We start from the raw sequence: 14540 nt of genomic DNA, 5'->3' as shown, positions 1-14540 counted from the left end.
CTTATTTTTGCACTACGATATTTTCTTGTGACGGATCAACATGCTGCATTTGCAGCTTTTCCGTGGCGATCCTTTCCACCCGGCTATGGTCGCCGAGCGCATTCTCTTCAAGGATCAGGTTGCGCCATTCAATGTCTAAAGCATCTCGCTCCAGCACCAGTTGTTCGCGCTGAGCGGTCAGTAAACGGGTATGGTGCGCCGTGGTTACCACGGTCACCGCCGTCAAAATAATGCAAATGAACAGGCAGAGTGGCAGCTTCCCAAATCGCAAAAGATCGTCACCGATAACACCAGGCAATGCATGGCGCTCGTGGCTTCCCATCGATCCTTTAACTTTGCTTAGAGCTTCTGTCACTCTGCTGATCATGCGTTCGTCCTCTCTGCAATACGCAGAACTGAACTACGGGCACGAGGGTTCTCAGCCACCTCTTCTTCGCCCGGCATTAACTTGCCTAGTGCTCGCAGCTGACGGCCACCCAGTTTTTTGAGTTGCTCTTCAGTCATCGGTAACCCTGCCGGAACTTGCGGACCACGGCTGTTTTCACGCATAAAGCGTTTCACAATGCGGTCTTCCAGCGAGTGGAAGCTGATGATCGAGAGCCGCCCCCCCGGGGCCAGCACGTTGAGCGAGCTTTTTAGCGCCTGCTCTATCTCCTCCAGTTCACTGTTTACCCAAATGCGCACCGCCTGGAAGGTACGGGTCGCGGGATGTTTAAACTTATCTTTCACCGGCGTTGCGGCAGCCACGACTTCCGCCAGTTCTTTGGTGCGGGTCATCGGCTGTTCGCGGTTTCGCTCGACAATGGCGCGGGCAATGCGTTTGGCAAAACGCTCTTCACCATAGGTTTTCAATACCCAGGCGATATCGGCTTCTTCTGCGGTTTGTAGCCATTCAGCGGCTGACTGCCCACGGGTTGGGTCCATACGCATGTCCAGCGGACCATCGCGCATAAAGGAAAAGCCGCGTTCAGCATCATCAAGTTGCGGTGAAGAGACGCCAAGATCGAGGAGAATGCCGTCGATCTTGCCGATAAGATCGCGCTCGGCAACATATTCGCCCAGCGCGGAGAAAGGTCCGTGGATGATGGAGAAGCGCGGATCATCAATAGTCTTCGCAACGGCGATAGCCTGCGGGTCGCGATCGATCGCCAGCAAACGCCCCTCTTCGCCAAGCTGCGAGAGGATCAGACGTGAGTGACCACCGCGACCAAAAGTCCCATCAATGTAGATGCCATCAGGACGGATATTGAGGCCATTAACGGCTTCATCCAGCAGCACCGTAGTATGTTTATAGTTTTCCATCATTTTATAGAGACAAGTCCTGCAGTCGTTCCGATAAGTCTCCGGTAGCCAACTGCTCTGCGTCGATATCTTCCTTGACCTGTTGATGCCAGGTTGTTTCATCCCACAGCTCAAACTTGTTGAACTGTCCAACCAGCATCACTTCTTTTGTCAGCCCGGCATGTTGCCGCAGTACTGGCGCGATTAACAATCGACCGGCGCCATCCATCTGACATTCGCTGGCATGACCTAACAGAAGGCGCTGCACACGGCGCTCAACCGGGTTCATGCTCGACAGACGCGATAATTTTTGCTCGATAATTTCCCATTCAGGCAGGGGGTAAAGCAGCAGGCACGGGTGATGAATGTCAATGGTGCAAACCATTTGACCGGCAGCGTTCTCAAGCAGCTGTTCCCGATAACGGGTAGGCACTGATAAGCGCCCTTTGCTGTCGAGATTGACTAACGTTGCTCCCCGGAACATGCCAGCCTCACCCCTTATTCCCACTTTGCCCCACAATTTCCCACTGAAAGGAGTTTACGGAGCGGAGGAAAAGCTTGTCAAGCCAGTCACAAGGCATACCGAGGTAAAAAACCCGATGTTTACGGCTAATATCAGCGTTGTTTATTTTACGTCCAACGTGCGAAGCAAATTAACGTTATGAATAGCTGTAAGAAAAAATCCCTCATCGTCATCACCGTTTTAAAATGACTAACTACTTTCCACAGCAAATATAAAGTGTCAGTTTGCGACGCGAGCGGCATTTTAGGACATATCTTCCCCGGTTAACAGTCCCTGTTGCGTCTGTGTGGCGCTTGATGCCAGCAGGTTTGTGCAAAAGCAAAGAAAAGTGTTTGTTAAATCGGCAATTCATCTCTGCATGTAACAAAATAATGCAAAAACGCTCTGTCAATATTGCTTAATTATTGTGAATTTCAGCAGGTGAGTTAATTAATGGGCGGGTTTAAAAGCATTTATCAATAATAGCCAGGAATAGTCTTATTTACTTTAAGGATATTGATGTCCATTCCCGTACTCGACGCGCCAATGAGAAATTCACTGGCGCGTATTTTTGTTCGCGGCTTAGTTACGGCTGAGCACGCCGCGGCGATAGAGATTACGTTTAATGCGCGTTAACCCAGGTTTTGGCTTACGCGGTTCGTCCAGGCTTGCCAGGACAATTTCCAGCACACGCTCTGCGACATCGCGGTGACGTTGAGCCACTGCCAGCACCGGGCACTGTAAGAAGTCGAGCAGTTCGTTATCGCCAAAGGTGGCAATTGCCAGGTCAGAAGGCAGTTTGCCATCGCGACGCAGCGTGACATCCATCACCCCTTGCAACAACGCAAACGACGTTGTGAACAGCGCCTGCGGCATCGGATGCGTTTCCAGCCATTTTTCGAATAACTGGGCAGCCGCCTCCCGCTCATAACTGTTGGCATAAAGGAAATGCACTTCGCGCGGATCATCTTTCCAGGCAGTACGGAAACCTTGCTCACGCAAGAAGCTCACAGAAAGCTCCGGCAGCGCGCCAAGATAAAGCACCGTCTCGGCGGGAAACTTACGTAACTCTTCCGCCAGCATTTCGGCATCATCCTGATCGGCACCAACCACGCTGGTGAAGTGTTCACGATCGAGGGCGCGGTCCAGCGCGACAATCGGGAACGGGTCGTTAGCCCAGCGTTGATAAAAAGGATGCTCTGGTGGCAACGACGTCGAAACAATAATGGCATCAACCTGACGCTGTAGAAGATGCTCAATACAACGCATTTCGTTGTCTGGCTGATCTTCTGAGCAAGCAATCAGCAGTTGATAACCCCGTTGCCGCGCCTGACGTTCAAGATAATTAGCGATGCGGGTATAGCTGGTGTTCTCCAGATCGGGGATCACAAGACCAATAGAACGTGTGCGTCCAGCACGAAGCCCAGCTGCCACGGCGTTCGGGTGGTAATTGTGCTCACGCACCACAGCCATGACTTTTTCAACGGTTTTGTCGCTCACACGGTATTGCTTCGCTTTGCCGTTAATAACATAGCTTGCAGTGGTCCGCGACACTCCCGCTAGCCGAGCGATTTCATCCAGTTTCACAATTGCCCCTTGCGTAAAATGTAAAAACCATAGCCATTGTACTGGTATGGGTTAAATTCATTAACATCTAAGCGCAGAAAATTAACTGCGGCAACTGCTTTTATTCCAGGTTCCCACTGAATTCGCAAAAAAAGCCCAACGTGACATGTTGGGCTGCAAATTGCGCATTGAGATCATTCTCAACGCATTATTTTATCGCCGCGCGAAAGTCCAACTACACCAGAGCGAGCAACTTCCACAATTTTCGCCACATCGCGAATCGATGCTAAAAATGCATCAAGCTTATCGCTGGTGCCTGCCAGTTGGACGGTGTAAAGCGATGGCGTGACATCGATGATTTGCCCACGAAATATTTCCGTATTGCGCTTCACTTCGTCACGTCCGTAGCCGCTGGCCTGAATTTTCACCAGCATGATTTCCCGCTCGACGTGCGCCCCCTGCCCCAGCTCGCTCACGCGCAAGACATCGACCAGTTTGTGTAATTGCTTTTCGATCTGCTCAAGCACTTTTTCATCGCCCACGGTCTGGATGGTCATACGCGATAATGTCGGATCATCGGTGGGCGCAACGGTCAGGCTTTCAATGTTGTAGCCACGTTGGGAAAAAAGGCCAATCACGCGGGATAACGCGCCTGATTCATTTTCGAGTAAGACTGATAATATCCGGCGCATAATCAGGTTCTCTCCGTTTTGCTTAACCACATTTCATCCATTCCGCCCCCGCGAATCTGCATCGGGTAGACGTGCTCACTGCCATCGACGGTAACATCAACAAAGACCAGACGATTATTGCGCACCTGTTCCAGCGCCTCGCTAAGTTTGCTTTCCAGCTCTTGCGGATGAGAAATCTGAATCCCGACATGCCCATAGGCTTCCGCCAGACGGACGAAATCGGGTAGCGATTGCATATAAGATTGTGAATGACGGCCGGAATAGATCATGTCCTGCCACTGCTTCACCATCCCCAGATAGCGATTATTGAGATTCACCACCAGTACGGGCAACTCGTATTGCAACGCGGTAGACAGTTCCTGAATGTTCATCTGAATACTGCCGTCGCCAGTGACGCAAACCACGGTTTCTTCTGGCAACGCCATTTTGACGCCCAGTGCCGCAGGTAAACCAAACCCCATCGTGCCGAGGCCACCAGAGTTAATCCAGCGACGCGGTTTGTCGAAAGGATAATAAAGTGCGGCGAACATCTGGTGCTGCCCGACATCGGACGTCACGTAAGCGTCCCCCTTCGTCAGCCGCCAAAGAGTCTCGATAACCGCCTGCGGTTTAATCTTTTCACTGTGAATATCGTATTTCAGGCACTGACGAGCACGCCACTGTTCAATCTGCTGCCACCAGTCGCGGATCTCATCCAGCGGTTGATGGGCGGATTCTTGCGACAGGAGTTCAAGCATTTGTTCGAGGACCTGGCGGGCATCCCCAACAATCGGGATATCAGCAGTCACAGTTTTAGAAATGGAGGTAGGATCAATATCGATATGCAAAACAGTGGCATTTGGGCAGTACTTTGCCAGATTGTTCGTCGTTCGATCATCAAAACGTACCCCGACGGCAAAAATCACATCCGCGTTATGCATCGTCATATTGGCTTCGTAGGTGCCGTGCATTCCCAGCATGCCCAGTGCCTGACGATGCGTTGCCGGAAACGCCCCCAGCCCCATTAATGAGGAAACAACAGGCAGATTTAACGCCTCCACCGTGTCTTTCAACTGCTGATGGCAGCCCGCCGTGATTGCCCCACCGCCTACATACACAACCGGTTTTTTTGCCGCCACCAGCGTTTGCAGAGCGCGCTTAATTTGCCCTTTATGTCCGGAGGTCGTGGGATTGTAAGACCGCATACTGACCGACTCCGGCCAGACGTAGGGTAATTTGTTCGCAGGATTAAGAATATCTTTCGGTAAATCAACGACCACTGGTCCAGGGCGACCACTTGCCGCCAGCCAAAAAGCCTTTTTCAGCACCTGCGGAATGTCTTCCGTTTGCTTAACCAGAAAACTGTGCTTCACCACCGGGCGGGAAATTCCCACCATGTCGCACTCCTGAAAGGCATCGTAGCCTATCAACGAGGTCGCTACCTGCCCGGAAAGGACAACTAATGGAATGGAATCCATATAAGCGGTGGCAATGCCAGTAATCGCATTGGTCGCCCCTGGACCCGACGTTACCAGCACGACGCCGACTTCCCCGGTCGCGCGCGCCAGACCATCGGCCATATGCACCGCCGCCTGCTCATGACGAACTAAAACATGATCGATACCACCCACGGTATGCAATGCATCGTAAATATCAAGGACCGCGCCTCCGGGATAACCGAATACTTGTTTAACGCCCTGATCGATAAGCGATCGGACGACCATCTCGGCTCCAGACAACATCTCCATGGCCTGCCTCACTGTTTAACGGAAAAATGTGTAAAACACATTAACCGTCCGATCTTGCTTAAGCAATTGGTAGCCAGAGACATAAACACGAGGTAATAAGAATAAACAGGAGGAAAGGTGAAAAGAAACGATAAAATCCTCCATTACGGAGGATTAAATTGATAATAAATCGGCTAAATCCCACAACTTACAGCAATTTCTCTATTTTTTTAATTAATCCTAAAATAGCGAGCTCTCACATTTAGAATAAAATTCTATATTAAATAAAAAATACAGAATAAACCAGACATCAATGCCTGACCTATTCTGCATCCAGTTAGCGTTTGCAAATTGAGACTAATTGCTCTTCCATCCACTGATGGCCTTTGTCGCGTCCGGCAGCTTCATGCCAGGAGAGATAACAGGTTCTGCTGTTGTGTTTTAATGGCAGCGGTAATACCTGTAACTCTAAAGATTCAGCGAACTCTTCAGCCAGCCAACGCGGCGCAATAGCGACCAGATGCGTTTGCGATACCACGCTCAGTACGCTCATCATTGCCATGCCCTGATACGCGATACTGGCTTGCTTGTCTACCGTGTCATACCACGGTTGACTAAATGACGCGAAACGATCGAGCGAAACTGCCGCATGTTGTTCGTTATAAACATCATGTTTCAGTAACGGGCCTTTAATTGTTGGATGATTTTTGCTGGCTACCAGCACCATTTCATCTTTAAATAATGGCACACTGGTAAATTCAGGACGATGGAAGTCTTCATAACTAATCACAAACTCCGTTTCCTGATAACGCAGCTGATGTTCAGTGTTCTGATTTAATGAAGACTTGAACATAACATGTATATTTGGCGCAGTTTGCTCAATGTGATTATATATCTGCGAGGTCAGAATGCTGTCTAACGGGCTGCAAACACAAAGATGAAATACACGTTCACTGCTCGCGGGTTCAAAACCTGAACCTGGCAATTCATTTTGCACTAATTGCAATGCCTGACGAACTGAACCAAAAAGTTGAAATGCGCGAGCAGTCGGTTGAATGCCACGGCCATAACGAACAAAAAGCTCGTCATTAAACATCACCTTCAGGCGTGCAACCGCGTTACTGACCGCAGGTTGCGACATCCCCAGAACATGAGCGGCACGGGTGATGTTTTGCTCCTGCATCACGGCATCGAAAACGGTTAATAAGTTGAGATCGACCATGCGTAGCTGTGGTTTGCTTAACTCCGCCGTCTCTGGTTGATCTGTTTGTACCTCTGGCATACTTAACTCCACTGTCACACTTAACTCCCTTTCCCTTATTGGAATGCAGAGAAATAATCCTCGAGAATATGATTTATCATGCATATAAAATAAGAAAAAGGAAAATGAGAAAAATTAGGAAAACATAAAGATACGGGTTCTTATAAAAACAGAACCCATTGCCAAGTAAAGAGTCATTTACCGCAGCATAATAATCCATAATGTTTTTGTTGCGAAAACAATCTAATCATAACTACCGCGAATACTCAATCATCCACAAAATGGATTAAATGTGCTTTTTTAATAATTAATTTATATGTTTAATGCATTAATTCTTAACATTAATCGAACAATAATATTCACCAAATGAATATCAAAAAATTAGCAAAATATATAATTCAATACAAATCATCAAGATAGGTTTTGTACGCGTGCATTTTATCCCCCTTTTCCTCGTTGATGAGATGCAAAAATTTATTCTGAAATATGTCAACCGATGAAAAGCGTCGGTGGTTAAGCAGAAATTAATATCGCTTGTTTTAACCACCGCAGCACAATTAGCTAATTTGACGAATGCAGAACTCACTCTGGCGGAATGTTTTTATTGCGTCAGGGTTGACATCCGTTTTGGTATCCAGTAACTCTAAAAGCATATCGTATTCATCTGGAGCTGATTTAATGACTCACATCGTTCGCTTTATCGGTCTACTACTACTAAACGCATCTTCTTTGCGCGGTAGACGAGTGAGCGGCATTCAGCATTAAGCCAGCACGCAGTCAAACAAAAAACCCGCGCCATTGCGCGGGTTTTTTTATGCCCGAAGCGAGGCGCTCAAAAAGAGACAAGGACCCAAACCATGAGCCAGCAAGTCATTATTTTCGATACCACATTGCGCGACGGTGAACAGGCGTTACAGGCAAGCTTGAGTGTGAAAGAAAAACTGCAAATTGCGCTGGCCCTTGAGCGTATGGGTGTTGACGTGATGGAAGTCGGTTTCCCCGTCTCTTCGCCGGGCGATTTCGAATCGGTGCAGACCATCGCCCGCCAGGTCAAAAACAGCCGCGTATGTGCGTTAGCTCGCTGCGTGGAAAAGGATATCGACGTGGCAGCTGAATCTCTGAAAGTTGCCGAAGCCTTCCGTATCCATACCTTTATTGCCACTTCGCCAATGCACATCGCCACCAAGCTGCGCAGCACGCTGGACGAAGTGATTGAACGCGCTATCTATATGGTGAAACGCGCCCGTAATTACACCGATGATGTTGAATTTTCTTGCGAAGATGCCGGACGCACACCCATTGCCGATCTGGCGCGCGTGGTTGAAGCGGCGATTAACGCCGGTGCCACCACCATCAACATTCCGGACACCGTGGGCTACACCATGCCGTTTGAGTTCGCCGGAATCATCAGCGGCCTGTATGAACGCGTGCCTAACATCGACAAAGCCATTATCTCCGTACATACCCACGACGATTTAGGCCTGGCAGTTGGCAACTCACTGGCGGCGGTACATGCCGGAGCGCGCCAGGTGGAAGGTGCAATGAATGGGATCGGCGAGCGAGCCGGTAACTGTTCGCTGGAAGAAGTGATCATGGCGATCAAAGTTCGTAAGGATATTCTCAACGTTCATACCGCCATTAATCACCAGGAAATATGGCGCACCAGCCAGTTAGTTAGCCAGATTTGTAATATGCCGATCCCGGCAAACAAAGCCATTGTTGGCAGCGGCGCATTCGCACACTCCTCCGGTATCCACCAGGATGGCGTGCTGAAAAACCGCGAAAACTACGAAATCATGACACCAGAATCTATTGGTCTGAACCAAATCCAGCTGAATCTGACCTCTCGTTCCGGTCGTGCGGCAGTAAAACACCGCATGGATGAGATGGGGTATAAAGAAAGTGAATATAATTTAGACAATTTGTACGATGCCTTCCTGAAGCTGGCGGACAAAAAAGGTCAGGTGTTTGATTACGATCTGGAGGCGCTGGCCTTCATCGGTAAGCAGCAAGAAGAGCCGGAGCATTTCCGTCTGGATTACTTCAGCGTGCAGTCTGGTTCTAACGATATTGCCACTGCCGCCGTCAAACTTGCCTGTGGCGAGGAAGTTAAAGCGGAAGCTGCCAACGGTAATGGTCCGGTCGATGCCGTCTATCAGGCGATTAACCGCATCACTGACTATAACGTCGAACTGGTGAAATACAGCCTGACCGCCAAAGGCCACGGTAAAGATGCGCTGGGTCAGGTGGATATCGTCGCTAACTACAACGGTCGCCGCTTCCACGGCGTCGGCCTGGCCACCGATATTGTCGAGTCCTCCGCCAAAGCCATGGTGCACGTACTGAACAATATCTGGCGCGCCGCAGAAGTCGAAAAAGAGTTGCAACGCAAAGCTCAACACAACGAAAACAACAAGGAAACCGTGTGATGTCGAAGAATTACCATATTGCCGTTTTACCCGGAGATGGGATCGGGCCGGAAGTGATGACCCAGGCACTGAAAGTGCTGGATGCCGTGCGTAACCGCTTTGCGATGCGTATCACCACCAGCCATTACGATGTAGGCGGCGCAGCCATTGATAACCACGGGCAGCCGCTGCCGCCTGCGACGGTTGAAGGTTGTGAGCAAGCCGATGCCGTGCTGTTTGGCTCGGTGGGCGGCCCGAAATGGGAACATTTGCCGCCAGACCAGCAACCAGAACGCGGCGCGCTGTTGCCTTTGCGTAAGCACTTCAAATTATTCAGCAACCTGCGTCCGGCAAAACTGTATCAGGGGCTGGAAGCATTCTGTCCGCTACGTGCTGACATTGCCGCTAACGGCTTCGACATCCTGTGTGTGCGCGAACTGACCGGCGGCATCTATTTCGGTCAACCAAAAGGCCGCGAAGGTAGTGGACAATATGAAAAAGCGTTTGATACCGAGGTGTATCACCGTTTTGAGATCGAGCGCATTGCCCGTATCGCGTTTGAATCTGCCCGCAAGCGTCGTCGCAAAGTCACCTCAATCGACAAAGCCAATGTGCTGCAATCCTCTATTTTATGGCGGGAGATTGTTAACGAGATCGCCACGGAGTATCCGGATGTCGAACTGGCGCATATGTACATCGACAACGCTACCATGCAGCTGATTAAAGATCCGTCGCAGTTTGACGTACTGCTGTGCTCCAACCTGTTTGGCGACATTCTGTCTGATGAATGCGCGATGATCACAGGCTCGATGGGCATGTTGCCTTCCGCCAGCCTGAACGAGCAAGGTTTTGGTCTGTATGAACCGGCGGGCGGCTCGGCACCCGATATCGCAGGCAAAAACATCGCCAACCCGATTGCACAAATTCTGTCGCTGGCGCTGCTGCTGCGTTACAGCCTGGATGCCGATGATGCGGCTTCCGCCATTGAACGCGCCATTAACCGCGCGTTAGAAGAAGGCATTCGCACCGGGGATTTAGCCCGTGGCGCTGCCGCCGTTAGTACCGATGAAATGGGCGATATCATTGCCCGCTATGTGGCAGAAGGGGTGTAATCATGGCTAAGACGTTATACGAAAAATTATTCGACGCTCACGTAGTGTACGAAGCCGAAAACGAAACCCCGCTGTTATATATCGACCGTCATCTGGTACATGAAGTGACCTCACCGCAGGCGTTCGATGGTCTGCGCGCCCACGGTCGCCCGGTACGTCAGCCGGGCAAAACCTTCGCCACCATGGATCACAACGTCTCGACTCAGACTAAAGACATTAATGCCTGCGGTGAAATGGCGCGCATCCAGATGCAGGAGCTGATCAAAAACTGCAAAGAGTTTGGCGTCGAGCTGTATGACCTGAATCACCCGTATCAGGGGATTGTCCACGTAATGGGGCCGGAACAGGGCGTCACCTTACCAGGAATGACCATTGTCTGCGGCGACTCACATACCGCCACCCACGGGGCGTTTGGTGCACTGGCCTTTGGTATCGGTACATCCGAGGTCGAACACGTACTGGCAACGCAGACCCTGAAACAGGGGCGCGCGAAAACCATGAAAATTGAAGTCCAGGGCAAAGCTGCGCCGGGCATTACCGCGAAAGATATTGTGCTGGCGATTATCGGTAAAACCGGCAGCGCTGGCGGTACCGGGCATGTGGTGGAGTTTTGCGGCGAAGCAATCCGTGATTTAAGCATGGAAGGTCGTATGACCCTGTGCAACATGGCAATCGAAATGGGCGCAAAAGCCGGTCTGGTTGCGCCGGACGAAACCACCTTTAACTATGTTAAAGGCCGTCTGCATGCGCCGAAAGGTAAAGATTTCGACGACGCCGTTGCCTACTGGAAAACTCTGCAAACCGACGAAGGCGCAACTTTCGATACCGTTGTCACTCTGCAAGCAGAAGAGATCGCCCCGCAGGTAACATGGGGAACTAACCCCGGTCAGGTGATCTCCGTGAACGATAACATTCCCGATCCGGCTTCGTTTGCCGATCCGGTTGAACGCGCGTCGGCAGAAAAAGCGCTGGCCTATATGGGGCTGAAACCGGGTATTCCGCTGACCGAAGTGGCTATCGACAAAGTGTTTATCGGTTCCTGCACCAACTCGCGCATTGAAGATTTACGCGCGGCGGCTGAAATCGCCAAAGGCCGGAAAGTCGCACCGGGCGTGCAGGCACTGGTGGTTCCCGGCTCTGGCCCGGTAAAAGCACAGGCGGAAGCGGAAGGTCTGGACAAAATCTTTATTGAAGCTGGTTTTGAATGGCGTTTACCCGGTTGCTCAATGTGTCTGGCGATGAACAACGACCGCCTGAATCCGGGTGAGCGTTGTGCCTCCACCAGCAACCGTAACTTTGAAGGCCGCCAGGGGCGTGGCGGGCGCACGCATCTGGTCAGCCCGGCAATGGCTGCCGCTGCTGCTGTGACCGGACATTTCGCCGACATTCGCAACATTAAATAAGGAGCACACCATGGCAGAGAAATTTATCAAACATACAGGCCTGGTGGTTCCACTGGATGCCGCCAATGTCGATACCGATGCAATCATCCCGAAACAGTTTTTGCAGAAAGTGACCCGTACAGGTTTTGGCGCGCATCTGTTTAACGACTGGCGTTTTCTGGATGAAAAAGGCCAACAGCCAAACCCGGACTTCGTGCTGAACTTCCCGCAATATCAGGGCGCTTCCATTTTGCTGGCACGAGAAAACTTCGGCTGCGGTTCCTCGCGTGAGCATGCGCCGTGGGCATTGACCGATTACGGTTTTAAGGTGGTGATTGCGCCGAGTTTTGCTGACATCTTCTACGGCAATAGCTTTAACAACCAGCTGCTGCCGGTGAAATTAAGCGATGCAGAAGTGGATGAGCTGTTTGCGCTGGTGAAAGCCAATCCGGGGATTCATTTTGATGTAGACCTGGAAGCGCAAGAGGTGAAAGCGGGTGAGAAAACTTATCGCTTTGCCATTGATGCCTTCCGCCGCCACTGCATGATGAACGGTCTGGACAGCATCGGCCTGACCCTGCAGCACGACGACGCTATTGCGTCTTATGAAGAGAAGCAACCGGCATTTATGCGTTAGTTTGTAAACCGTCCGGCACTCAATCGCCAAAAAGAAAAAAGCCAGCAGATAATCACTGCTGGCGTGGCGATTAACACCAATACTCAGTCACACATGATGTCCGCAAATCAGTAGTCAGAATGACTCCCCTCCCACTGCATCAGCTCTTCAAGCATGGTTAATCGTTGTGGGACGCTTAACCAACGCAACCAGCACAACTTCGCTGTCGCGGTAAAATAGTGCTGATAAAACTGACGCATGGGGCACCTCCTTGCTTCATCGTTAGGAATTATTGACTTAATATAGGGAAAATAAAATTGCTGTCTTTTGCGCAGGAGTTCCCCTTTTATGCCATCCGCTCGTCTGCAACAACAGTTCATCCGCCTGTGGCAATGCTGCGAGGGTAAATCGCAGGACACAACGCTCAACGAACTAGCGGAGTTATTGAGCTGCTCCCGTCGTCATATGCGCACCCTGCTCAATACCATGCAGGATCGCGGCTGGCTGACGTGGGAAGCGGAGGTCGGGCGCGGTAAACGCTCACGTTTAACATTCCTCTATACCGGGCTGGCGCTTCAGCAACAGCGGGCGGAAGACTTACTGGAGCAGGATCGTATCGATCAGTTGGTGCAACTGGTTGGCGACAAAGCGGCTGTGCGGCAAATGCTGGTTTCTCATCTGGGGCGTACCTTCCGTCAGGGGCGGCACATCCTGCGCGTGCTCTACTATCGTCCGTTGCGCAATCTGCTGCCCGGCAGTGCATTGCGCCGTTCCGAAACCCATATCGCCCGGCAAATCTTCAGTTCGCTAACGCGCATAAATGAGGAAAATGGGGAACTGGAAGCAGACATCGCCCACCACTGGCAGCAAATATCACCGCTTCACTGGCGCTTCTTTTTGCGTCCAGGAGTCCATTTTCATCATGGTCGTGAACTGGAAATGGACGATGTGATCGCCTCTTTAAAACGAATCAATACGCTGCCGCTCTATTCGCATATTGCGGACATTGTGTCGCCGACGCCCTGGACGCTGGATATCCATCTCACGCAACCGGACCGCTGGTTACCGTTACTGCTGGGGCAAGTTCCGGCGATGATCCTGCCACGAGAATGGGAAACCCTCAGTAACTTTGCCAGCCATCCCATCGGCACCGGTCCGTATGCGGTGATCCGCAACAGCACCAATCAACTGAAAATTCAGGCATTCGATGACTTCTTCGGTTACCGGGCATTAATCGACGAAGTTAACGTCTGGGTTCTGCCGGAAATTGCCGACGAGCCAGCCGGAGGGCTGATGCTAAAAGGGCCGCAAGGCGAGGAAAAAGAGATTGAAAGTCGGCTGGAGGAAGGTTGCTACTATTTACTGTTCGACAGCCGCACCCACCGTGGGGCGAATCAGCAAGTCAGGGACTGGGTAAGTTATGTGCTTTCTCCAACTAATCTGGTCTATTTCGCCGAGGAACAATACCAGCAACTCTGGTTTCCGGCTTATGGACTGCTCCCCCGCTGGCATCATGCCCACCCGGCGCAGTGCGAAAAACCTGCCGGGCTGGAAAGCCTCACCCTGACCTTTTATCAGGATCATATTGAGCATCGGGTGATTGCCAGGATCATGCAGCAGATTCTGGCAAGTCATCAGGTCACACTTGAAATTAAAGAGATCAGCTATGATCAGTGGCACGAAGGAGAGATCGAGAGCGATATCTGGCTTAACAGCGCCAACTTTACGCTGCCGCTGGATTTTTCGCTGTTCGCACATTTGTGCGAAGTGCCGCTGCTACAATACTGTATTCCGATCGACTGGCAAGCCGACGCCGCCCGCTGGCGCAATGGCGAAATGAACCTGGCGAACTGGTGCCAGCAACTGGTCGCCAGTAAAGCAATGGTGCCACTTATCCACCACTGGCTGATCATTCAGGGGCAACGCAGTATGCGCGGTCTGCGTATGAACACCCTTGGCTGGTTCGATTTTAAATCCGCGTGGTTTGCGCCGCCGGATCCATGATTGCTGGTTG

General features: G+C 51.1%; 16 protein-coding genes. 7 read left to right on the top strand and 9 right to left on the bottom strand.

Annotation, left to right across the window (positions count from 1 at the left end):
* Window position 1 precedes the first annotated feature (1 nt).
* From ftsL to ilvI, 7 genes are all read right to left on the bottom strand, one after another.
* Complete coding sequence (gene ftsL, locus QUF14_RS00445) at window positions 2-367, bottom strand: cell division protein FtsL (RefSeq protein WP_000625658.1); 366 nt, start codon at window positions 365-367, stop codon at window positions 2-4.
* Complete coding sequence (gene rsmH, locus QUF14_RS00440; protein WP_000970479.1) at window positions 364-1305, bottom strand: 16S rRNA (cytosine(1402)-N(4))-methyltransferase RsmH; 942 nt, start codon at window positions 1303-1305, stop codon at window positions 364-366. Before rsmH ends, ftsL begins: the two co-directional genes overlap by 4 nt.
* Before the next feature lies 1 nt (window position 1306).
* Complete coding sequence (gene mraZ / locus QUF14_RS00435) at window positions 1307-1765, bottom strand: division/cell wall cluster transcriptional repressor MraZ (protein ID WP_001295770.1); 459 nt, start codon at window positions 1763-1765, stop codon at window positions 1307-1309.
* Window positions 1766-2365: 600 nt separating this feature from the next.
* Complete coding sequence (gene cra / locus QUF14_RS00430; RefSeq protein WP_000762400.1) at window positions 2366-3370, bottom strand: catabolite repressor/activator; 1005 nt, start codon at window positions 3368-3370, stop codon at window positions 2366-2368.
* 81 nt (window positions 3371-3451) lie between these two features.
* On the bottom strand, window positions 3452-3538 hold the full coding sequence (locus QUF14_RS00425) for a hypothetical protein (protein WP_032160836.1): 87 nt from the start codon (window positions 3536-3538) through the stop codon (window positions 3452-3454).
* A gap of 11 nt (window positions 3539-3549) precedes the next feature.
* Window positions 3550-4041 (bottom strand): acetolactate synthase small subunit, encoded by a 492-nt coding sequence (ilvN, locus tag QUF14_RS00420; protein ID WP_001252744.1) that lies wholly within the window; start codon window positions 4039-4041, stop codon window positions 3550-3552.
* Between the two features lie 2 nt (window positions 4042-4043).
* Entirely contained in the window at window positions 4044-5768 is a 1725-nt protein-coding gene (ilvI, locus tag QUF14_RS00415) for an acetolactate synthase 3 large subunit (protein WP_000425647.1), read from the bottom strand.
* Window positions 5769-5885: 117 nt separating this feature from the next.
* On the opposite strand from ilvI, the gene QUF14_RS00410 reads away from it, so the two are divergent.
* Complete coding sequence (locus QUF14_RS00410; RefSeq protein ID WP_175565144.1) at window positions 5886-5930, top strand: hypothetical protein; 45 nt, start codon at window positions 5886-5888, stop codon at window positions 5928-5930.
* A gap of 154 nt (window positions 5931-6084) precedes the next feature.
* Here the strand turns inward: QUF14_RS00410 and leuO are convergent, their stop codons facing one another.
* Window positions 6085-7029, bottom strand: a complete 945-nt coding sequence (gene leuO, locus QUF14_RS00405) for a transcriptional regulator LeuO (RefSeq protein WP_001355213.1) — start codon at window positions 7027-7029, stop codon at window positions 6085-6087.
* 657 nt (window positions 7030-7686) lie between these two features.
* Between leuO and leuL the strand changes: the two genes are divergently transcribed.
* From leuL to leuD, 5 genes are all read left to right on the top strand, one after another.
* Window positions 7687-7773, top strand: coding sequence for a leu operon leader peptide (gene leuL, locus QUF14_RS00400; RefSeq protein WP_001300467.1), 87 nt, complete (start codon window positions 7687-7689; stop codon window positions 7771-7773).
* Window positions 7774-7865: 92 nt separating this feature from the next.
* Window positions 7866-9437 (top strand): 2-isopropylmalate synthase, encoded by a 1572-nt coding sequence (leuA, locus tag QUF14_RS00395; protein WP_000082846.1) that lies wholly within the window; start codon window positions 7866-7868, stop codon window positions 9435-9437.
* A complete protein-coding gene (gene leuB / locus QUF14_RS00390) occupies window positions 9437-10528 on the top strand; it encodes a 3-isopropylmalate dehydrogenase (protein WP_000042368.1) in 1092 nt (363 codons plus the stop codon). Before leuA ends, leuB begins: the two co-directional genes overlap by 1 nt.
* Before the next feature lie 2 nt (window positions 10529-10530).
* The gene (leuC, locus tag QUF14_RS00385) at window positions 10531-11931 is read left to right on the top strand and encodes a 3-isopropylmalate dehydratase large subunit (protein ID WP_001140645.1); all 1401 of its coding nucleotides are present in this window, start codon (window positions 10531-10533) and stop codon (window positions 11929-11931) included.
* Window positions 11932-11941: 10 nt separating this feature from the next.
* The gene (leuD, locus tag QUF14_RS00380; RefSeq protein WP_000818223.1) at window positions 11942-12547 is read left to right on the top strand and encodes a 3-isopropylmalate dehydratase small subunit; all 606 of its coding nucleotides are present in this window, start codon (window positions 11942-11944) and stop codon (window positions 12545-12547) included.
* A 107-nt stretch (window positions 12548-12654) separates the two neighbouring features.
* Here leuD and sgrT read toward each other — a convergent pair whose 3' ends face one another.
* Window positions 12655-12786: a glucose uptake inhibitor SgrT gene (gene sgrT / locus QUF14_RS00375; protein WP_001248768.1), complete on the bottom strand. Its 132-nt coding sequence runs from the start codon at window positions 12784-12786 to the stop codon at window positions 12655-12657.
* Between the two features lie 88 nt (window positions 12787-12874).
* Here sgrT and sgrR point away from each other — a divergent pair, with 88 nt between their 5' ends.
* Window positions 12875-14530 (top strand): DNA-binding transcriptional regulator SgrR, encoded by a 1656-nt coding sequence (gene sgrR / locus QUF14_RS00370; protein ID WP_100733639.1) that lies wholly within the window; start codon window positions 12875-12877, stop codon window positions 14528-14530.
* Window positions 14531-14540 lie beyond the last annotated feature (10 nt).

Source organism: Escherichia sp. HH091_1A, assembly GCF_030295175.1.
GTDB lineage: Bacteria > Pseudomonadota > Gammaproteobacteria > Enterobacterales > Enterobacteriaceae > Escherichia > Escherichia coli_F.
This window is presented reverse-complemented; position numbering and strand designations above follow the sequence as displayed.